A 17,815-nucleotide genomic window follows, 5' to 3' on the forward strand; every position below is an offset into this window, starting at 1 on the left:
GCGAAAGAAGGGTATCATCTCTGACACCCCTCTTTGTTTCATTAATTTACTGATAATCAATCTCTTATTATTTAAGAAGTGATGTATAAGATGATGCATTGTCTGTTTTAACCATGTTAATTGCAAATGCATCGTACTCGCTTGGATTTCCAAGACGGTTTGTGATGTTAGACTCTGTCTGTCCATCTCCACCGATGTAATCAACTGTCAGGTTCAGAAGATCATCATAATTCTCAAGCAGTGGCTGATATGTTGAGCTCAGGAAGTTATCTGATGCATTGTAAATGTCAAGCCATACTTTCTTAGATGGACTCTTAGAAGAATCAAGCTGTTTGGAAACTTTGTCGTAAACCTTTGTTGAATCTGTAAAGTCTTTGTAGTTGTCAGCTGTTACAGCTACGTTTAATGCGTAGTATGATCTGTCCTCTTCACTGTATCTGTAGTCTTCACCTTCTGTCAGGCAGTTACCAGCATCATCTGCTGTACCGATACCTGTATCAACATCGACTCCGTCAAGCGCGTTACGAAGAACTCTCAGTGTCAGGTAAGCCTGTACATCTGCATGCTGTGAAATTGTTCCGCCGTATCCTTCAGCAATTGCTGCTACAGCATCACTGTTAGCATCATATCCGAATGTAGGAACTTTGTTGTCTTTTGCCCAAGCGTTGAACATTGACATTCCCATACCGTCATTGTTAGAAACAACAACATCGATCTGCTCTCCGAAAGAAGCTGACCATGTTCCGATTGCGTTACCAGCTGTTGCTGCATCCCATGTAGCTCCTGCTGAGTTCTTCATCTCCTGAGAAGCAAGCTCACGAATTGTATATGTCTTTCCATTTACATCAAGAGTTGCATCTTTAACAACTTTTGCTTTTCCGTCTACGTTAGTTCCTGCTGGTGTAGAATCAACTTCACCGTTTGCATCAATACCTGTTCCAAGAGCAGAACGAACACCACGTGTACGAGCGATAGAATCGTTATGTCCGATATCACCAATTGCAAGTACATATCCGATTACTCCGTCACCGTTTCTGTCAATCTTGTCTGCATTCGCTTTGATGTAGTCAACAACCATCTGTCCCTGCAGTTCAGCTCCCTGGTTAGCATCAAATCCTACATAGTATGTATCATCATTGAAGTTCAGAGCCTCTTTGTCAAGTTCTCCCGTAGAACTGTTAGATGGCTGACGGTTGAACCAGCAAAGCGGTTTGTCTGCATTTGCCACGGAACTGTCTGATGATCCTGATGATTTAGAATCTCCTGAGGATCCACCACAACCTGCAAGTGATAACGCAAGTGTAGCTGTCATAATTGCTGCTAATACTCTTCTTTTTTTCATTTTGTTTCCTCCCATTTGTTCATTTTGCTTCAATTTTCCTTGAACCAATTAACTAATTCCATTATAATCACTATGATCTGTTTAGAACATAGAATATTTTTGTATTTATTATCAAATTTCTATGGTAATCAGTGATTTTTTTATGCATTTTCCTTATATCTACTTTTTTCGGCATATTCATCGCAACACCCGAATCTGCACATTTAAAACAAATCTACTGTTTTCATTCATGCGAAAAGAGCTTCACACACAACTTTCCAGGCTGTGTATGAAGCTCTTTATATTGTATTCTCTTCTATAATTTTATTCGATCACTCCACCGTTGGCCTCGATCAATCCATTAATATAAGCTGTTCCAAGTGCACGGTCATATAATCCGTAACCTGGTTTTCCTGTTTCTCCCCAAATCATACGTCCGTGATCCGGGCGGAAATATCCGTCAAATCCAGTCTCTACCAATGCTTTCACAATTGCATTCATATCAAGCGAGCCATTCTGTGTCAGATGTCCAGACTCTTCAAATGATGTATCCGGAAGGATCTTTACATTTCGGATATGCATAAATCCGATTCGTTTCATTGCAGAATATTTGCGTACCATAGCCGGGATATCATTTTTCGGTGAACTTCCCAGGGATCCTGTACACAGACACAAGCTGTTAGCCGGGCTGTCCACAATAGAAAGATATCGATCCAGATTCTCCTCGCATGTGATCACTCTTGGAAGTCCAAAAATCGGATACGGAGGATCATCCGGATGAAGCGCCATGACAACACCGCACTCTTCCGCTACCGGAATGACACGTTTCAGGAAATATTCAATGTTTTCCCAAAGTCCTTTTTCTCCTATTTCCCCATAGGCACGAATCAATTCACGGACTTCATCCTGTGTATAGCTGGAATCCCAGCCCGGAAGATGAATATCGTCTTTTAGTGGATCCAGACCTTTCATCTGTTCCCAGTACATTACAAGACTTGTGGAACCATCTTCTGCTTCTTTGTCAAGCTGTGTTCTTGTCCAGTCAAATACCGGCATAAAATTATATGTCACACATTTAATCCCGTATTTTGCGCATCTGCGGATAGACTCGCAATAATTCTCAATGTGACGGTCTCTTCCCGGTCTTCCAAGTTTGATTTCTTCCGTTACCGGAATGGATTCTACAACATCAAAAATTAATCCATGCTCCCGGCATTCATCTACCAGATGTTTGATACTTTCTTCCGGCCATACTTCTCCCGGTTTTACATCATAGACAGCGGAAACGATGGAACGCATTCCCGGAATCTGACGAATCTTATCTAATGTTACCGGATCACTGTCTCCGTACCAACGAAATGAACTCTTCATTGAATTTTCCTCCTATTCAAGAATGCACGTCATGCAATTGCATGACATACTTCTACCTTTTACAACTTCACTTTTACAACAATCTTCTTCACCGGACACGGACCATTCTTTGTCATACGTCTCGGCGCATGTCCGTCTTCCGGCGGAACAATGGCAAAATCTCCGGCCTTCAGGATTACAGAGCCTGCATCGTCTGGCTCATTGTAGAAAATCAGGTCTCTTTCTGCATCGTAGTCCATAGAAGGTGTCAGATTTTTCACCGGCTCATATCCAAAGCATTCTTCTCCTTCTACCACATACTGTACATCAAAATATTCCAGATGACTTTCAAATGCACATTCTTCTACAGTCATAGTTGTATAGCTCTGCACACTTGCATAAACTTCATCTCCATCAATCTCTGTTCTTCCGATCGGAAGTGATGCAAGATCTGTTTCTCTTAAAAATGTAAATGCTTTTTTAAACTTATCACTGAGGTAATCATACTTCTCAGCTAATGTAATATTCGTTGTTAACATTTATTTCCTCCTGCAGTGTTTACTGCTTCTTTGTCATATTCATGATTTCATCGTATAGTCCCCATGCTGCATTCTTATCATAAGAATACACGAGAAGTACATCTAACATATACGGGGACACCTTCAAATCCAGAAGTTTCCCTGCGAATGCCATAGCCGCAATCTCAGAAAGACAGGAAATCGTAGATTTATTGGAAAACGGTTTTCTCCAGAGTTCTACCCTTTCTGTTCTTGTATAGATTTCTTTCACGTGCTGCTCCTCTACTGCATGAAATAATTCATGAGCAAGCAATGTATTGGTAAGATTTTCTCTGCGAAGCAGATCGCATCCACATTCTTCTTCCAATTTTGAAGCTTTATCCACACAATCCGTAAAAATAGTGATCTCATCCGGTTCTACAAATTGAGCAAAGAGTACCAGACCGCCTCCTACCGGGACTTTTGGAGTTTTTACTTTCATCCCAAGTTTTTCAGCTAATTCTCCCGGATTTCTCGTTCCATACTGCCTCGCGATTTTTTCAGCCCACTCTCGACCGCAATCATTCGCTTTGTGCGTATACTGCATTTTCTTCTCGTTACTGAACCTTCCCTCTAAAGGCTCTCTGCTAAATGCATATTTTCCCCAGTCTTCCTCTGTCAAAGCCCCCAGTTTCTCTATCATTTCCGGAAACGGAACTTTGGTATATTCCGGCATAGAAAAGGCAGTACCCTTTCCTGAAAATGCGTCTATAAGTCTGTTCCACTTTTCCTGTCTTCCCATATATTTTATACCTCTGCATCCTTAGATGCCACGGATCATGATTGATCTATAAACTGTTCTTTGCTCCTACGATGATGACATCATCACCTGGATCTATCATCTGCATTTCCACTTCCATCAGCATCATGATCTTATCAAGGTCTACAGAACCTGAAAAATCCATGACACGCGCACCGGCACAAATGTAATAGTCCGGGCGAAGGATTGCGTCCTGCTGATAAATTGCAAGCTCTTCCCATAACTGAGATACGATATTACGATAGCTTCCGGCTTTACAAAGAATTGCTTTTCCGTCATTTCTCTGAACCTTGATAAATCCTTTTTTATCCAGAATACGAACCGGATGTTTTCCTTTTCCTTCTATAGCAAATACATAGAAGTTCTTTGTTGCACATTCTTCATTTACTTCTGACAGAGCAACCTTCAAGTCTTCAGCCGCCAGTTCTCTTGCTTCCTTAGCTGTACACTCTTTTAAGAGGTCCGTTGTCTTAACTTCTGTTGATCCAAGGGCAATGGCTGTCAGTTTTGATGTCTGCGGATCGATTTCAATATGTACATCTACGCTGTCTGCTGCCGCACCACTTTCTACAGCCTTATCAATTGCCTCAGCTTTGATGGAGCGGATATCTTCCGGTGTCGGGTTCGGAACAACACGTTCTACAACGTCTCGTACCATTGCAAGCGCAACTCCGATAGAAGAAATAACTTCTGCATTGTCCGGGATTGAGTAGCGCAGTCCCATTTTATCAGAACAGAATCCGATAAGAGCCGCTGCTCCTCCACCAACTCCGACCAGACTGATCTGGTCTTTTTCCAGACGGTATTTGTCAGCCAGATTCATAATGATCGGCTCAATCTTTTCGTAAGCCTTTGTCAGGATCTGAGTTGCAACTTCTTCTACAGTTTTTCCCATGTAATCTGCCAGCGGCTGCATTGCCTTTCTTGCTGCATTTGCATTTCCATATGCAAAATATTCCGGCTTAATAAGACCAAGCACATTGGCTGCGCATGTATTCGTAATGGTGATACGTTTTCCATTCTTTAATTCGATCGCAACATAGTCCTCCGGATCTCCTTCTTTCGGGCTGAAGAATACAACTTTCGGATCTACGATTTCTTCTTCTGGTGTAAATACTGCATAATCAAGACCTGCAATATGCGCGGAACGTGGTCCTACATCTTTTACTCCGTTCTTATCTGCACGAACCATACTTCCTCCGGCAACACCGAGAACTCGTACATCTAAGCTGCTGATATATGTACGATGTCCTCCAACCACAGAATAGTCGATAGCAGGTCGTCCATCTTTGATAACACCGATATTGGTCGTTGTTCCACCTACTTCAAAGTATACGCCATTAGAAGCACGCAGATACATCAGACTTCCCATAACAGATGCAGCCGGACCGGATAACATGGTCAGTACCGGACGTTTTTTCATCTCACTGATCTCCATAACTCCGCCGTCACCACGCATGATCATCAGCGGAACTTCAACACCTGCACTCTTAACACTTTGCTCTGTAGAGTTTGCAGTGTTAAGCATTTTCGGAAGAATAGACGCATTGATCGCTGCTGTACGGGTACGTCTTGTCAGTCCGTAAAGTTTTGTGATCTCACTGGCTGCTGTTGCTTCAAGTCCCATGTCTTTTACAATCTTGCAGATGCCAGTCTCATTTTCCATATCATCTACGCCGAAAGACTCACTGGCAACGATAACCTCTGCGCCATCTCCAACCAAAGATTTAATCGTATCTGTCACAGCCTGGCCGGACAGTTTTTCATCACAGATGTAACGATTCTTAAGACGGATAAAACGTCCGGACCCAAGATTGATGTCTTTCATATTTGTCTGAGCTTTTGCAATGAGTCCGCCGATTCCTTTCGGGCCGACACCAACAACACCAACCTTTGCAACGTCACCTTCAATCAAGGCATTAGTTGCCTGGGTCGTAGAATGTGCTACGAAAATGACATCTTTCGGGTCAATATTATTTTCCCGCAGACAATTCTGAAATGCTGCTACAACACCGGCTGCTACGCCTGCTTTATCATCGTGAGTTGTCTTTACAGAAGATTTTCCAATTATTTCATGTGTGGCATTGTCAATGGCAACCGCTTTTGTATGCGTTCCACCTACGTCAATACCCATACGTACTTTTCTATCGCTCATTTTTTACGCCCTCCTTAACCGAACATAACATATGTGATTGCCTGCATAATGATACATACAAGCCATGCATATGGCAGTGTCATCTTCAGATGTTCTCTTGTGGATACTTTTGAGTAGCTTACTCCCCATGCAATCCAGCTCTGTGTCATACAGATTGATACATTCATTGTAATAGAAGGAATGGCCATCAGTGCATACAGATATGATGTTGAGAATCCGATTCCTTTCAGGATTCCAAGTGTTGCAGCTCCGCAGCCGAACAGTGTAAATGGTCCACGGAACAGTCCAAGTGGCGCAAGAATTGCAAATACAATGCTGATAACCAGTGTATTATTCGGAATAATATTTCCAAGAAGTGCATTAAAATATGGCACGCAAAGCTCTGCCGCTTTGTTGAACATTGGAATCATAAGCAGGAATCCTACCAGCGGTGCAGTGTCAACAACACCATCATAGAAATCCTTATTCAGTACACGGCATGCACCGCGAAATGATGTCAGTTTCTTACATACGAATAATGCGTAGAAACTTCCAATTGTAAATCCAAGAATGATCGGTACATTAAATACTACAAGAAGTACAACCGGAATGATCGGTGCGATCAGAGCAATTGTCGGAACATATCCCGGGCGGGCTTTTCTTGCTGCAGATGCGCTCCATGCATGAACGGTTTTCTTCTTTCCAAGTGTCACAACACACATAACAATTACTACAAGAAGCTGTACTGCAACTCCGATGATCGCCCAGTGAAGACGTGCAGGATCATCATAAGTGATGAGCTGTTTTCCATCTTCTCCAAGGAAGAATCCGAGGAACTGTCCGGTAAGTACCGGATTTAAATACATTCCGGCTCCGACACTCATCATGAAGGATCCGATGGAAAGTGTCTTAGGAATCCCAAGACTCATAAGGATTGGAAGAATGATCACTCCAATCGCTACAACGGCACCTGCGCCAAATAATGTTGAAAAGATTGCTGTTGTAACTGTAGAAAGTAATACACAGATGATAACCGGTTTGTCTCCACCAAGCTCAACCGCTTTACGGATCAGTGCATCTGCAATACCTGTCTGAAGAAGAACACGTCCAAACCATGCACCAAATACAACATTTACAAGTACATTTCCCCAGCCTTCCGGACCGGACTGGAAAACTTTTGTAATTGCATCAACAACACTGATATCCGTGATTCCCGGATAAGAACCAATAAATTCCGGATTTGTCGCAAATGTATTTCCAATAAGTGGAAGCACTGTCCAAATAATTGCCATAATCAGCATACCCATCATCAGGTTACCGCCACGCACTGCGTATACAGCCAACCCTACAAATGAGATGAGCAGCAGGATTCCAATAATATATTCCATGATATTTCCTCCTGTATCAAAGATTCTTTATGATTTCTATAACCTCTTTTAAATTCGAAACTTTCGCATCCCACAGACCTTCTTCTTTCTCAGGTGCCGGGGACAGATCTGGGATTACAATCGCTTTGCAGCCAGCATTTTTTGCAGCCTTCAGACCATTTGGGCTGTCTTCCAGAACAAGACATTTCTCTGTCGGAACTCCCAGCGCCTCTGCCGCAGCTATGAAGATATCACCTGCAGGCTTCGCTGCCTTCACTTCATCACCGCACACCGATGCACTGAAATATTCTGTTACATTTGCCATATCCAGATAACCCATCGCTTTCTTGCGGTTTGTCGAGGTTGCGAGCGCCGCCGGAATATTTTCTCTTTTCAAATACTCCAACAACTCCACCAGCCCTTTCTTTACCGGAAGCCCATTCTTATCGATCCATTCTTTTGCATATACCGTCCGAAGCGTAAATGCTTCATCATATAACTCTTCACTTCCAAATGCTTCTTTGAAATGTCTTCGCTTTTCTTTTTCTCCGGTTCCACGAAAAGACGCGATCAATTCATCTTTCATATGAAGGCCAAGCTTTTTTCCTGCATATTTCCAGCCTTCGTATCCGATTCTTTCCGTATCGAACATAAGCCCGTCCATATCAAAAAGTACTCCCTGAATCATTGTTTCTTCCTATTCTATATTTCCTAATTATTATTACATCTTCAGAACAGATTCCCACACTTCTTCAACAACCGGGATTCCCTGTTCTTTGTTCTCTTTGATGTTCTTAAGCTCCAACTCTCCCGGATAAAGAACTTCTCCGTCCTCTTTGATCGGCTCAGAAGATTTCACATCTGCAAGAATCTCATCTACAATTGCATCTGTCTGCTCCACTGTGTTGAACTTTGTAGGATCTACTGCAATCATAATCTGAGTAAGTCCAATCTCGTCACCGAATGTTCCGATTTTTGATACAGAGTTTCCATCTGTAAGAACTGTTGCGATCAGATCCAGCACGATGGAAAGTCCACTCCCCTTCCAGTATCCCATCGGAAGCACACGCCATGTCTTCTCGATTTCTGAAGGGTCTGTTGTGAGTTCTCCCTTTGTATCATATCCTCCTGGCACCGGAAGTTTCAGTCCTTTCAGACGGCAATCTTCAATCTTTCCATAAGAAAACTGAGATACAGCACAGTCGATCATTGCATGTTCCCCATTAGAACGAGGCACTGCCATGATCAACGGGTTATTTCCGATCTTGCGGTTCAGTCCACCCCATGCAGGCATGTTCGGCATTGTATTAGACCAGCAGATTCCGATACAACCATGATCTGCTGCAAGCCAGCCATATGTACCACCACGCATCCAGTGGTTATTATTTCCAAGAGCTACACAACCAATTCCATTCTCCTTCGCAAGCTCGCATGCACGATCCATTGCACGTTTTGCATTCAGAGGTCCAAATCCACGATGTCCATCCCAACGTTCAATCGCTCCCATCTTCATCTCACAAGTTGCTCTTGCATTCGGATCAATCTCACCTTTCTCCAGGTAGCTGACAACTCTTGGAAAACGGTTCAGTCCGTGGGAGTATACACCAGCCAGACTGTTCTGTGCGAAAATGATTGCCGCATTCTCGGCATCTTCATGAGTGAATCCTTTTTTCTCTAATACTCTTGCAAACTCCTGCACCATTACATCATATTGAACTCTCATATGAATCTCCTTTCAATTTCGAGAAAATATTATTGAAAATATATAGAAGCGCTTTCTTTACTTTTCATTATATTTATTTCACTTGTTTTGTCAATTTCACGCTTGTATTTTTATTTTTTTCGGCATTATGCTCAAATCCTAGCATTTATTTTAGTACAAAATAACGATTATTTTTTAACAATCTTTCATATTTTATGCAAGCGTTTTCAGTTTATTGAAGATTATGAAGAAAAAAAAGCAGAGGTACTTTCAGTTTTTCTTTCTGAAAATCCTTCTGCTTTTCATAGCTCTATCTGCAATCTTTCACCTATATCGTCTTTTTTTGTTGTCTTATGTCAGCTTATGTTGTCTTTCCTTCCACCAATTCCGGCTGGATCACACAGGAAGAGTACACATCCGTCTGTTCAATCAAACTTGTAAGGAGCTGCACGCTCATCATCGCAACCATCTCCGGCTTATTGTCAATAGTCGTAAGACGTGGTTCACAGATTCTTGCATATTCTGAATTATTGTACCCGGTAACCGCTACATCTTCCGGTACTCGAAGCCCGGCACGCAATGCCGCTTTCACCGCTCCCGTTGCTGTAATGTCTTCTCCACAGACAATGGCTGTAAATTTCTTATTCTCGGCAATCAGTTTTTCAACCGCTTCGATTCCTCCACCGATACTTCTGTCCGTATCGATCACATATTGCTTCGCGTCACTCACACCGTGACTTTCCAATGCTTTTATAAACCCTTCACTTTTTAACCTGGCACTGACCGTATCCATATCCTTTAGATAGTACATATCAAGGTGCCCTCTTTTTAGCAGATGTTCCACTGCCAGAGAAACGCCATACCGGTCATCAACTAAGACAGAATAGGAATTCGGCAGTTCCAGTTTTCCATTCGCAAGCACTACCGGTGTATTCTTGATCATATTTCCAATTTCATCTTTTTTGCAAAGTGTATTAAAAATTGAACCGACCAGTACGATTCCGTCTACTTTTTTCTCAAGCATTGTCTTTAAATACTTGGCTGTCTCTTCCAACTCACCACCCGTATTACAGATTGCGACCTCGTACCCTCTGTGGCTAAACTCCCGTTCAATTGTATAAACAGTTCTCGCATAATGCGGCACGCGGATATCCACAGTCAGTACTGCAACCGTCTTCATTGTTTTACTTACCATACCACGCGCAATCGCACTGGGCGTATAATCATGCTTGTCCAATATTGCTTCTACTTTTTTTCTTGTAGCAGCATTCACATTCCCTTTGTTATTCATAACACGAGAAACCGTTGATATAGAAACTCCGGCTTCTTTTGCTATATCATATATATTCATCTTTTTCCTCTTTTCACTGCTTTGCATTGCATACCAAGCTCTTATGAAAGCGCTTTTATACTATGAGGATACGTGATTTCAAAGGGATTTGTCAAGAGATTATTGATGAAAGTAATTTTTCAAATTAATTTCGCTATAACACACTAGTCATAAAATCCAAGAACGTCCATGCCGTCTCACTTTTACAACCGTTTTATTCTTACCTCAACTGTAAAATCAATGAATAGAGCAAAAAATGAGACAATCTCATTTTTCAATTACAAAAGAGAGGAGCATTTATATGCCAAAACCAAAGACAGCCACCGGAGAAAAGAACTTAATCAGTAAAAGACTCATCGAGCTTCGTGAGAAAAACCATATGTCCCAGCGGATGCTTGCCCATCAGCTTCAACTGCGCGGCTATGATATGGACAAAAATGTAATTACAAGAATTGAAACAAATAAGCGCTTTGTTACTGATGTTGAAATCAAAGCATTTTCTGAAGTTTTCGAAATATCTTATGAATATCTCATTGATGGGAAAGAAAAGTAATGCGAGTGGCTTCGCATTACTTTTCTTTCCTATCCTATCATATCCACTTTCAAAAATCGTATATCTCACACTTCTAATTTTCTTGTCGCCTTCCCTGTATGATTAAAATATTTTCAAGAATGCCCAGTTTTTCCTTTCGCGGCTTCAACGGCTGCTTGTACGGCAGAAAATCCAGCACCATAGCTGTCCAGCAGGCATAAGCATATACCTTTCCTCCTGCCGGAACATCCCGTTTGATCATCATTGCCCCACAGTCTCCACAAACCACAAGTCCAGATAGTGGATATACCTTTTCCTCGTTCGGAGAAGTCCTTGTATCTATCCCTAATAATCTCTGCACCAGAGTTCCAGTGTATACTTCATTTCCAAGGATTCTTTTTACCGACATGGTGCTCCATTCTGCCTGTTCGTGTGTTTTAAAATTATCCTGAATCCTTATTCCAAGACTGTGCTTGTATTCCATTGGTGAAAGAACACCCTGTTTGTTCCATGCATTGGCAATTGCTGTCTGGCTCATACCTGATAATTTCATGCGGTAAATTTCTTTGACGATACCTGTCGCATATACATCTATCACCAGTTTGTTTTTATTATCTGAATCTTTCTGGCTTCTTATTTTGATAGAAATGTCACGGCAATATGCATCGTTAATGAGATTCTTGAAGGGAATCACGATTTCGTCTGCCTGACTTTTTCCTTCCAGGTTGTCATAATAATCATTGACCGCAATAAACCGCACGCCAAGTGCCGGAAATAATCTTTCGATATATTTTCCGGCATCAATATACTCACGGCCAAAACGGGAAAGGTCTTTTACAACGACACAATCCACAATTCCTTTTTTGATATCTTCCAGCATCATCTGAAATGCTGGACGTTCAAAATTAGAACCGCTGTAACCGTCATCCACCCGTTCTGATACAACAACTATATCCTTTTTATCTTTTAGGAAATTTTTTATCAGATCTTTCTGATTTGAGATACTGTTGCTTTCACGCTTTCCAGCAGTAGCAACATCGCCATCTTCTTTCGATAAACGAACATAAATGACTGCATGATAAATTTTCTTTGAATTGTTAATTTGATTCATCTTCATCCTCCTTAGTTTTACCTTTCCATCAACATTGGTAAAACCCAGAGGGTGAGTCGATTTTGTCCTGATATGAATGAGGAGTCCTGAATTCCTCGTCTCCATATTAACATAACTCTTCAGATTTTACCCTCACTTTTTATACAGAAAGCAAAAGTTCCTCAAATGCATCTTCAAAAGATACTCCATTGTTTGCAAACCTTATTTTTCGGATATCCTTCAATTCCTTCAGATCCATATCATCAAAATCCGTTTCCAGGCTCTGGCAGTTCATAGTTTTACCAGTTACAGACTTCTCAGGTTCTGCAAGTGTATCGCATCTCATACATATCATCGCATCACCAGCCTGCCAGCTGGCTTCGGTCAGTGCTTTTTCGCAGCATTACGGACGGAACTAAAAATCTTTGTTTTGTCTTATAATCCTATAGCGGCATCTTCCTCGTACTCTCTGCATGAAATGTCACGTCAGTTATGATTGGATATTCAGTTATCATGGTTCATTTTAGGAAGTCCTTTAACTTCCTCTAATTACTAAAGTCAAATGACTTTGGCAGATGCAAAAGATTTTGAAAAATTTTTTCAAAAAATTTATTCATATACATTTCACGCATCTTATTAAGAGTGGATTTCAGCTTGTATGACAGCATCTGTCTGGAAATACCCATGATCTCTGCCATCTGTGTCTGAGTCTTGTTTTCAAAGAAAATGCCATAAATAATCATGCGTTCCTCTGAGTTCAGCTGATTGATCACTTTGTGAATATCCTGCTGTTCCATTTTTGTCAGTACACAATGCTCCACATCACAGTTCAGATCTGGAAAATCCTCTATCATGAAGCCTTCTCCATCAATATTTACGTAATACTTTCCTTCATAAAAATATAGGTGTTCAATATACATGTCCGTTCCTCCTGAATTTGAAATCTTGTTGTTCGTTTCAAATTCGGAAGGAGGACCTTTGTTTAGGATCATGCCTGCTCCGCCTTCATCCTGCCGGGACACACCCGCAGTTATTGGCTGATAAATTCAGGCACGAAAAAAGCCCCAGTAGTTTTTCTTAACTACTGAGGCTTCTGTCTCTTTCTTGTATTCAGTTATCTATGCCTGCTTTCATCAGCATAATCAGTTTCAGATATTAGCCTAATAACATCCAACATACTGATTTTCTGCATCATACCTGTACCAATAGCAAAATAGCGTGTCAGTAAAAATTTCTTTTCCCTCTAATACGGTTCTCTATATATACATGGCCCACAGATTCCGAACCTGACCATGCAGCTGTGCATACGTCCAGTGTTTCTCACTGTTAGTCCGGCTGTTGGGATCATTGATTGTAAAACCTTCGCTGTCATATCCTGTGAGCGTCATAAAATGACCGGAATCCGTAAAGTCTCCGGGACCCACATTGACGATGATCGGGCAGCCCTCATCCAGCTTTGATTTAATCCTGTCTTCATCCATCGGTACTTCTGTTGCATGAACACCGTAATGCTCACATCCTTCACTGATCAGTGTCCAACTGCTTCCAGAGTCAGGGATACTGTAGCCGGCACTTTCCGCATATTCAGCTACAGTTGCTGGGTTCACCGTCTTATCCCCCGTCAGATATAAGACTACCATCGCCAAATTTGTCGGACCACAGCCTGTATAGCCAAGAAGACCTCCACTGTACTGTTCGTACCCCCAGCGCTCATCCCACTGCATCAAAAGCGGCACCGTATCGGCTTTTACTTCTTTTGACAGATTGATTTTCTGCTTTTTGTCTTTCATTTCCAGATAATCGTATACAAAATCGATCGTCTCACTGTTTTTTTTCGCCATTTCTTTAAGCCGTTCCGGATATTCGTCACTTTTCTCGATTTTCTGCAGCTTGTCCTGCTCTGTCATATTTCTATCGAAGAATACTCCTTCCTTATCCTTTGTTTTGTCTGCTGCGTTCTGCGCAGTGCCTCCCTGACCGCTATAGGTCTGTTCTATCATCTCATTCTGACCATTCTCCCATATACCGATGAGTGACATTGCACTTCGAACCACTCCAACGCCAAGAAAGAGTAGCATCAGTATACAGGCACAGATTTTCAAGCGTTTTTTCCGTTTTCTTCGTTTTCTGCGTCTATATATCTGTCTTTTTCTTGCTTCTGTCATTGATTCTTTCATCAAAAAACCTCCTGCTGTACTGCATAGTCACAGTATAGCAGGCGGTTTTCGCCATCCTGTCACAAAGATGTGTCAAAGTTGTCAAATCATCCTAATGCATTGCCATCTATCTTGCAACGCCAAATTTCTCTGCATCACATTTCACTGTATCTAATACAGCCAGATATACACTTCAAAATAGCCATCCTTCATCTTTACCTGTCTTTCATCATAGTAACATTGTAATTCCAGATGCAGCAACTGATCTTTCGTATCACAGGTAAAACCATACCAGGACTCCCCACTCATACTAAGCAGGTTCTGCCCGATATGCATCTCTTCCAGCACATTGGGAGATCTAAACTGCATACTTTCGCCATACAGCTTCGTGTAAGTATCCGCCACAGCCTCACACCACGTTTCATCCGGGCTTATCCTCCATGTACTGTAAGTGATGAAAACTGGCATTCCCGTCAATGCATCCACTGCGATCTGCAGATCGCACAGGTCCAGATGTGCATAACAAAACCATAAGGACAACTGCTGGTCATCCGGTGACACTAGAAATTCCATGTCCTCATCGATCACAGGCGCGGTATCTGCATCCGCTGTCCATCCCACGTCAGCTGTTCCTGCACTCGGTGCATCTGTAGCCATGTTTGGAGATATATATTCTGCCTCACTAAGGTCAATCCCCATATCTTCCAGCCTGGATGCATAGACTTCTATAAACTTTATGACTTTCGCCTGCACTTGGGTCGCAGACAATTCCGTATCCAGCGGATCCCGGATTCCTAAGTACCTTTCTTTCTCAAACATACTCATCTGCTCCGCAAATGCCGCCAGTTTTGGCAGTCTTTTCTCCGTGTCCATCGTATAGGTATATGGCGATACATCCCCATTTTCTACCTTACCCGTCTGCGTTGCCAGACGATCCGCTTTTGCATCCAGCATAAACTCCGGTACAAAGGTGCCGGTCAACGCGATCAAAAGTGCCATTATCAGTGTCAGCCAAGCATACAAAACTTTAATCAGTCTCTTCTTCATCGTCCGTCTCCTTCTGCAACACTAATATCACACTGGTTCCCTGATCCGGTTGACTCCTATAGGAAAGCTTGGTATGGTGCAACTGTGCAATTTTTACAGACAACGCCAGTCCCAGACCTGCACCATGTTCTTTACGTGACCTGGATTTATCTACCATATAAAAAGCCTCTGTGATCTTTTCAAGATCTTCCGTAGGAATGCCACGTCCACGGTCGGTGATCGTGATTTTGTACTGCTCGTTCTCACAGCTGCCTTGTACAAACACAACATCTGTACCGGATTTTAAGGCATTATCCATCAGATTTAATAAAAGCGTTTTGAAAAGATCGTATTCTAAACGCACCCATGCTTCTTCTGTCTGCAGTTTTATCTGGACCTTTCGTTTTTCTGCTGCCGGCGTGATAGTCTCCACCGCATCTGCCATGACTTCATCAATCCGTGCCTCTTCCAGCTGAAAATCTGACCGCGACAACGTGACCAGTTCCATCAGTTTAAATGAAAGAGCTTCCAGCCGCATACCTTCATTCATAATGATTCCCGCCAGCTGATGCACATCTTCCGGCGGCAACGTTTTCTGGTACAGCGTGTCTGCATAACCGATAATCGATGTCATCGGTGTTTTTAACTCATGGGCAAAATTGGCTGTAAAATCCTCCTGCCGTCTGGCCGCATCCTCCAGCTCCGCAATCTTTTTTTCTATGGTCTTTGCCATATAGTTAAAAGTCTTTGCCAGTTCGCCTACTTCGTCTCGGCTGCCGGTCTTTGCCCGCACACCGTATTCTCCGGCGGCAAACTTTCTGGTTGTATTGCGCAACTTTCCAAGAGGTCTGGTGATCGTCAGCGTCAAAAACAGCACTAGAAGTGATCCCGCACCGAGAATACACCAGTAAAAAAATTTACAGCGTTTGTACAGTTTTTCAGTATCCTGGAACAGTTCTTCCACGTTTTTTTCTGTCACCAGCACATAACTGCTGTCTTTTAAAGAAAAACTGCTTCTGACCTGCAGATGTCGGTTTCCTGCCTTTGTTACAATCTCATACAGAATCTTTCCATCCTCCACACTCTTTTGGGATGGGTCGCTTTTGCAGGAATTGTAATATACGGCATCACTGCCACTTTTCTCTTTGTTTTCCGTAGCAAAATACAGCCCACTCTGTGTGCCAAGCGGTACTTCTGCAGACCGGGCAATCTCCACCATATCTGCCCTCGTATAGCTGTCGGTAATGTTAAGCAGCACCGTCTGAATCGAATATTTCACCATCTGGTGCTGTGAAAATGCTGTATTTTCTTCTCTTTGCAGGGCATGCTCCAGACTGTGGGAAACCGTCAGATACTCTACTGTAGCTAACGATACCGTCAATACAAACAGCATACTTAAAAAAATCTTATAGAAAAATTTCACTTATGAACCTCCAGCCGGTATCCAATGCGGAAAACCGTCACAATCCGGTCATTCCAATCCAATTTTTTTCGCAGTCTTTGAATATGGGAGTCAAGTGTTCTCGTCTCACCGCTGTACTCCTCCTCCCAGACAGCCTCATACAGCCTGGCACGGCTCAAAGCTACATTTTTATTGCGTACAAGCTCTATCAGAAGGTCAAATTCTTTCACCGTCAGATCTACCTGTTTCCCACACTTAAATACCAGTCGTGACACCGGATCAATCGTCACATCCCCGATTGTAATCTTGTCCTGGATCTGCTTTGTCCGGCGCAGCACCGTCTCTACCCGGGCCAGGAGCTCACCAATCTGGAAGGGTTTACTTAAATAATCGTCCGCTCCCATGCGCAGCCCCCGGATACGGTCTTTAACCTGTCCCATAGCTGAAATGATAATCACCGGTGTACCTGTAGATACAATATAGTCCAAAAGCTCGTAGCCACTGATCTTTGGCAACATCAAATCTAGAAGAATCAGATCATATCGTTTTCCCTCAATACGGTCTGCCCCCTCCTGTCCATCCAGCGCACTTTCACAGTGATATCCTTCGACCGTCAGAGTGGAATTGATCAGACGGCTGATCTGAGTATCATCTTCTATGATTAATATAGATGTCATTTTTCTCCTCTTCTATCCTTTTCTTTATCTGTCATGTGCCTATTGTATCATAAAGATGTGTCAGACTTGTAAAAAATGCAGAGCTGAAGCATTTGGCATGAATCCATATCCTGTGCTTCTCCACAGGAGGAACAGACAATTATTATTGGACCAATCTGCAAAGACATAAATCTTTCACTACAATCTTCACATTCATAATAACCGCACATTTCTGTACAATCTTCCTTGTTTCCTTCCATATATCCCATATGCATGATAACTTTTGTTTTTCTGTTTATATCACGATCAATATTATAGGGCGAAAAGGCATATCCGGTCAAATGGTTTTACACTCCGTTCAGAACAGTTGTCCCAGCAGCTTCAGCATATTAATTATCATTCAAAAGATTACCGTAAGCAATCTTTATGCAT

The 17,815-nt window shown here is 42.3% G+C and carries 17 protein-coding genes; 1 reads left to right on the forward strand and 16 read right to left on the reverse strand.

What is annotated here, in order from left to right; genetic code table 11:
* Window positions 1–67 precede the first annotated feature (67 nt).
* The 9 genes from G593_RS0106505 to G593_RS0106545 all read right to left on the reverse strand — a co-directional run bounded on the left by G593_RS0106505 (window position 68) and on the right by G593_RS0106545 (window position 10,542).
* The gene (locus tag G593_RS0106505) at window positions 68–1,342 is read right to left on the reverse strand and encodes a substrate-binding domain-containing protein (protein WP_029731177.1); all 1,275 of its coding nucleotides are present in this window, start codon (window positions 1,340–1,342) and stop codon (window positions 68–70) included.
* A gap of 303 nt (window positions 1,343–1,645) precedes the next feature.
* The gene (gene uxuA, locus G593_RS0106510) at window positions 1,646–2,692 is read right to left on the reverse strand and encodes a mannonate dehydratase (RefSeq protein ID WP_029731178.1); all 1,047 of its coding nucleotides are present in this window, start codon (window positions 2,690–2,692) and stop codon (window positions 1,646–1,648) included.
* Between the two features lie 59 nt (window positions 2,693–2,751).
* Window positions 2,752–3,210, reverse strand: a complete 459-nt coding sequence (locus G593_RS0106515) for a YhcH/YjgK/YiaL family protein (protein WP_005333617.1) — start codon at window positions 3,208–3,210, stop codon at window positions 2,752–2,754.
* A 19-nt stretch (window positions 3,211–3,229) separates the two neighbouring features.
* Window positions 3,230–3,970, reverse strand: coding sequence for a hypothetical protein (locus G593_RS0106520; RefSeq protein WP_029731179.1), 741 nt, complete (start codon window positions 3,968–3,970; stop codon window positions 3,230–3,232).
* A gap of 46 nt (window positions 3,971–4,016) precedes the next feature.
* Window positions 4,017–6,143: a hydantoinase/oxoprolinase family protein gene (locus G593_RS0106525; protein ID WP_029731180.1), complete on the reverse strand. Its 2,127-nt coding sequence runs from the start codon at window positions 6,141–6,143 to the stop codon at window positions 4,017–4,019.
* A 14-nt stretch (window positions 6,144–6,157) separates the two neighbouring features.
* Window positions 6,158–7,510 (reverse strand): citrate transporter, encoded by a 1,353-nt coding sequence (locus G593_RS0106530; RefSeq protein ID WP_029731181.1) that lies wholly within the window; start codon window positions 7,508–7,510, stop codon window positions 6,158–6,160.
* A 16-nt stretch (window positions 7,511–7,526) separates the two neighbouring features.
* A complete protein-coding gene (locus tag G593_RS0106535; RefSeq protein WP_029731182.1) occupies window positions 7,527–8,177 on the reverse strand; it encodes an HAD family hydrolase in 651 nt (216 codons plus the stop codon).
* 33 nt (window positions 8,178–8,210) lie between these two features.
* Window positions 8,211–9,212, reverse strand: a complete 1,002-nt coding sequence (gene yiaK / locus G593_RS0106540) for a 3-dehydro-L-gulonate 2-dehydrogenase (RefSeq protein ID WP_005333608.1) — start codon at window positions 9,210–9,212, stop codon at window positions 8,211–8,213.
* A gap of 340 nt (window positions 9,213–9,552) precedes the next feature.
* Window positions 9,553–10,542 carry a LacI family DNA-binding transcriptional regulator gene (locus tag G593_RS0106545; RefSeq protein ID WP_022278841.1) on the reverse strand — a complete coding sequence of 330 codons (990 nt, stop codon included), beginning with the start codon at window positions 10,540–10,542 and terminating at the stop codon, window positions 9,553–9,555.
* 280 nt (window positions 10,543–10,822) lie between these two features.
* Between G593_RS0106545 and G593_RS0106550 the strand changes: the two genes are divergently transcribed.
* The gene (locus tag G593_RS0106550) at window positions 10,823–11,074 is read left to right on the forward strand and encodes a helix-turn-helix domain-containing protein (protein WP_005339884.1); all 252 of its coding nucleotides are present in this window, start codon (window positions 10,823–10,825) and stop codon (window positions 11,072–11,074) included.
* Window positions 11,075–11,147: 73 nt separating this feature from the next.
* Here the strand turns inward: G593_RS0106550 and G593_RS0106555 are convergent, their stop codons facing one another.
* The 7 genes from G593_RS0106555 to G593_RS0106590 form a co-directional block, all read right to left on the reverse strand.
* Window positions 11,148–12,164 carry a recombinase family protein gene (locus G593_RS0106555; RefSeq protein ID WP_029731183.1) on the reverse strand — a complete coding sequence of 339 codons (1,017 nt, stop codon included), beginning with the start codon at window positions 12,162–12,164 and terminating at the stop codon, window positions 11,148–11,150.
* A 139-nt stretch (window positions 12,165–12,303) separates the two neighbouring features.
* A complete protein-coding gene (locus tag G593_RS18425) occupies window positions 12,304–12,498 on the reverse strand; it encodes a hypothetical protein (RefSeq protein WP_044994181.1) in 195 nt (64 codons plus the stop codon).
* Window positions 12,499–12,688: 190 nt separating this feature from the next.
* The gene (locus tag G593_RS0106570) at window positions 12,689–13,063 is read right to left on the reverse strand and encodes a sigma factor-like helix-turn-helix DNA-binding protein (RefSeq protein WP_196801962.1); all 375 of its coding nucleotides are present in this window, start codon (window positions 13,061–13,063) and stop codon (window positions 12,689–12,691) included.
* Between the two features lie 336 nt (window positions 13,064–13,399).
* The gene (locus G593_RS0106575) at window positions 13,400–14,320 is read right to left on the reverse strand and encodes a C39 family peptidase (protein WP_005339880.1); all 921 of its coding nucleotides are present in this window, start codon (window positions 14,318–14,320) and stop codon (window positions 13,400–13,402) included.
* Window positions 14,321–14,470: 150 nt separating this feature from the next.
* Entirely contained in the window at window positions 14,471–15,346 is an 876-nt protein-coding gene (locus tag G593_RS0106580) for a hypothetical protein (RefSeq protein WP_029731185.1), read from the reverse strand.
* On the reverse strand, window positions 15,327–16,748 hold the full coding sequence (locus tag G593_RS0106585; RefSeq protein WP_005339876.1) for a sensor histidine kinase: 1,422 nt from the start codon (window positions 16,746–16,748) through the stop codon (window positions 15,327–15,329). Before G593_RS0106585 ends, G593_RS0106580 begins: the two co-directional genes overlap by 20 nt.
* Window positions 16,745–17,404, reverse strand: a complete 660-nt coding sequence (locus G593_RS0106590) for a response regulator transcription factor (RefSeq protein ID WP_005339875.1) — start codon at window positions 17,402–17,404, stop codon at window positions 16,745–16,747. The genes G593_RS0106585 and G593_RS0106590 overlap by 4 nt, the downstream gene beginning before the upstream one ends.
* Between the last annotated feature and the right edge of the window lie 411 nt (window positions 17,405–17,815).

Source organism: Dorea sp. AGR2135, assembly GCF_000420885.1.
Classification (GTDB): domain Bacteria; phylum Bacillota; class Clostridia; order Lachnospirales; family Lachnospiraceae; genus Dorea; species Dorea formicigenerans.

What these genes read in the sequence shown, in the direction of transcription:
- G593_RS0106505 (WP_029731177.1), bottom strand. Translation starts at nt 1,342, where the DNA reads ATGAAAAAAAGAAGAGTATTAGCAGCAATTATGACAGCTACACTTGCG.
- uxuA (WP_029731178.1), bottom strand. Translation starts at nt 2,692, where the DNA reads ATGAAGAGTTCATTTCGTTGGTACGGAGACAGTGATCCGGTAACATTA.
- G593_RS0106515 (WP_005333617.1), bottom strand. Translation starts at nt 3,210, where the DNA reads ATGTTAACAACGAATATTACATTAGCTGAGAAGTATGATTACCTCAGT.
- G593_RS0106520 (WP_029731179.1), bottom strand. Translation starts at nt 3,970, where the DNA reads ATGGGAAGACAGGAAAAGTGGAACAGACTTATAGACGCATTTTCAGGA.
- G593_RS0106525 (WP_029731180.1), bottom strand. Translation starts at nt 6,143, where the DNA reads ATGAGCGATAGAAAAGTACGTATGGGTATTGACGTAGGTGGAACGCAT.
- G593_RS0106530 (WP_029731181.1), bottom strand. Translation starts at nt 7,510, where the DNA reads ATGGAATATATTATTGGAATCCTGCTGCTCATCTCATTTGTAGGGTTG.
- G593_RS0106535 (WP_029731182.1), bottom strand. Translation starts at nt 8,177, where the DNA reads ATGATTCAGGGAGTACTTTTTGATATGGACGGGCTTATGTTCGATACG.
- yiaK (WP_005333608.1), bottom strand. Translation starts at nt 9,212, where the DNA reads ATGAGAGTTCAATATGATGTAATGGTGCAGGAGTTTGCAAGAGTATTA.
- G593_RS0106545 (WP_022278841.1), bottom strand. Translation starts at nt 10,542, where the DNA reads ATGAATATATATGATATAGCAAAAGAAGCCGGAGTTTCTATATCAACG.
- G593_RS0106550 (WP_005339884.1), top strand. Translation starts at nt 10,823, where the DNA reads ATGCCAAAACCAAAGACAGCCACCGGAGAAAAGAACTTAATCAGTAAA.
- G593_RS0106555 (WP_029731183.1), bottom strand. Translation starts at nt 12,164, where the DNA reads ATGAATCAAATTAACAATTCAAAGAAAATTTATCATGCAGTCATTTAT.
- G593_RS18425 (WP_044994181.1), bottom strand. Translation starts at nt 12,498, where the DNA reads ATGATATGTATGAGATGCGATACACTTGCAGAACCTGAGAAGTCTGTA.
- G593_RS0106570 (WP_196801962.1), bottom strand. Translation starts at nt 13,063, where the DNA reads ATGTATATTGAACACCTATATTTTTATGAAGGAAAGTATTACGTAAAT.
- G593_RS0106575 (WP_005339880.1), bottom strand. Translation starts at nt 14,320, where the DNA reads ATGAAAGAATCAATGACAGAAGCAAGAAAAAGACAGATATATAGACGC.
- G593_RS0106580 (WP_029731185.1), bottom strand. Translation starts at nt 15,346, where the DNA reads ATGAAGAAGAGACTGATTAAAGTTTTGTATGCTTGGCTGACACTGATA.
- G593_RS0106590 (WP_005339875.1), bottom strand. Translation starts at nt 17,404, where the DNA reads ATGACATCTATATTAATCATAGAAGATGATACTCAGATCAGCCGTCTG.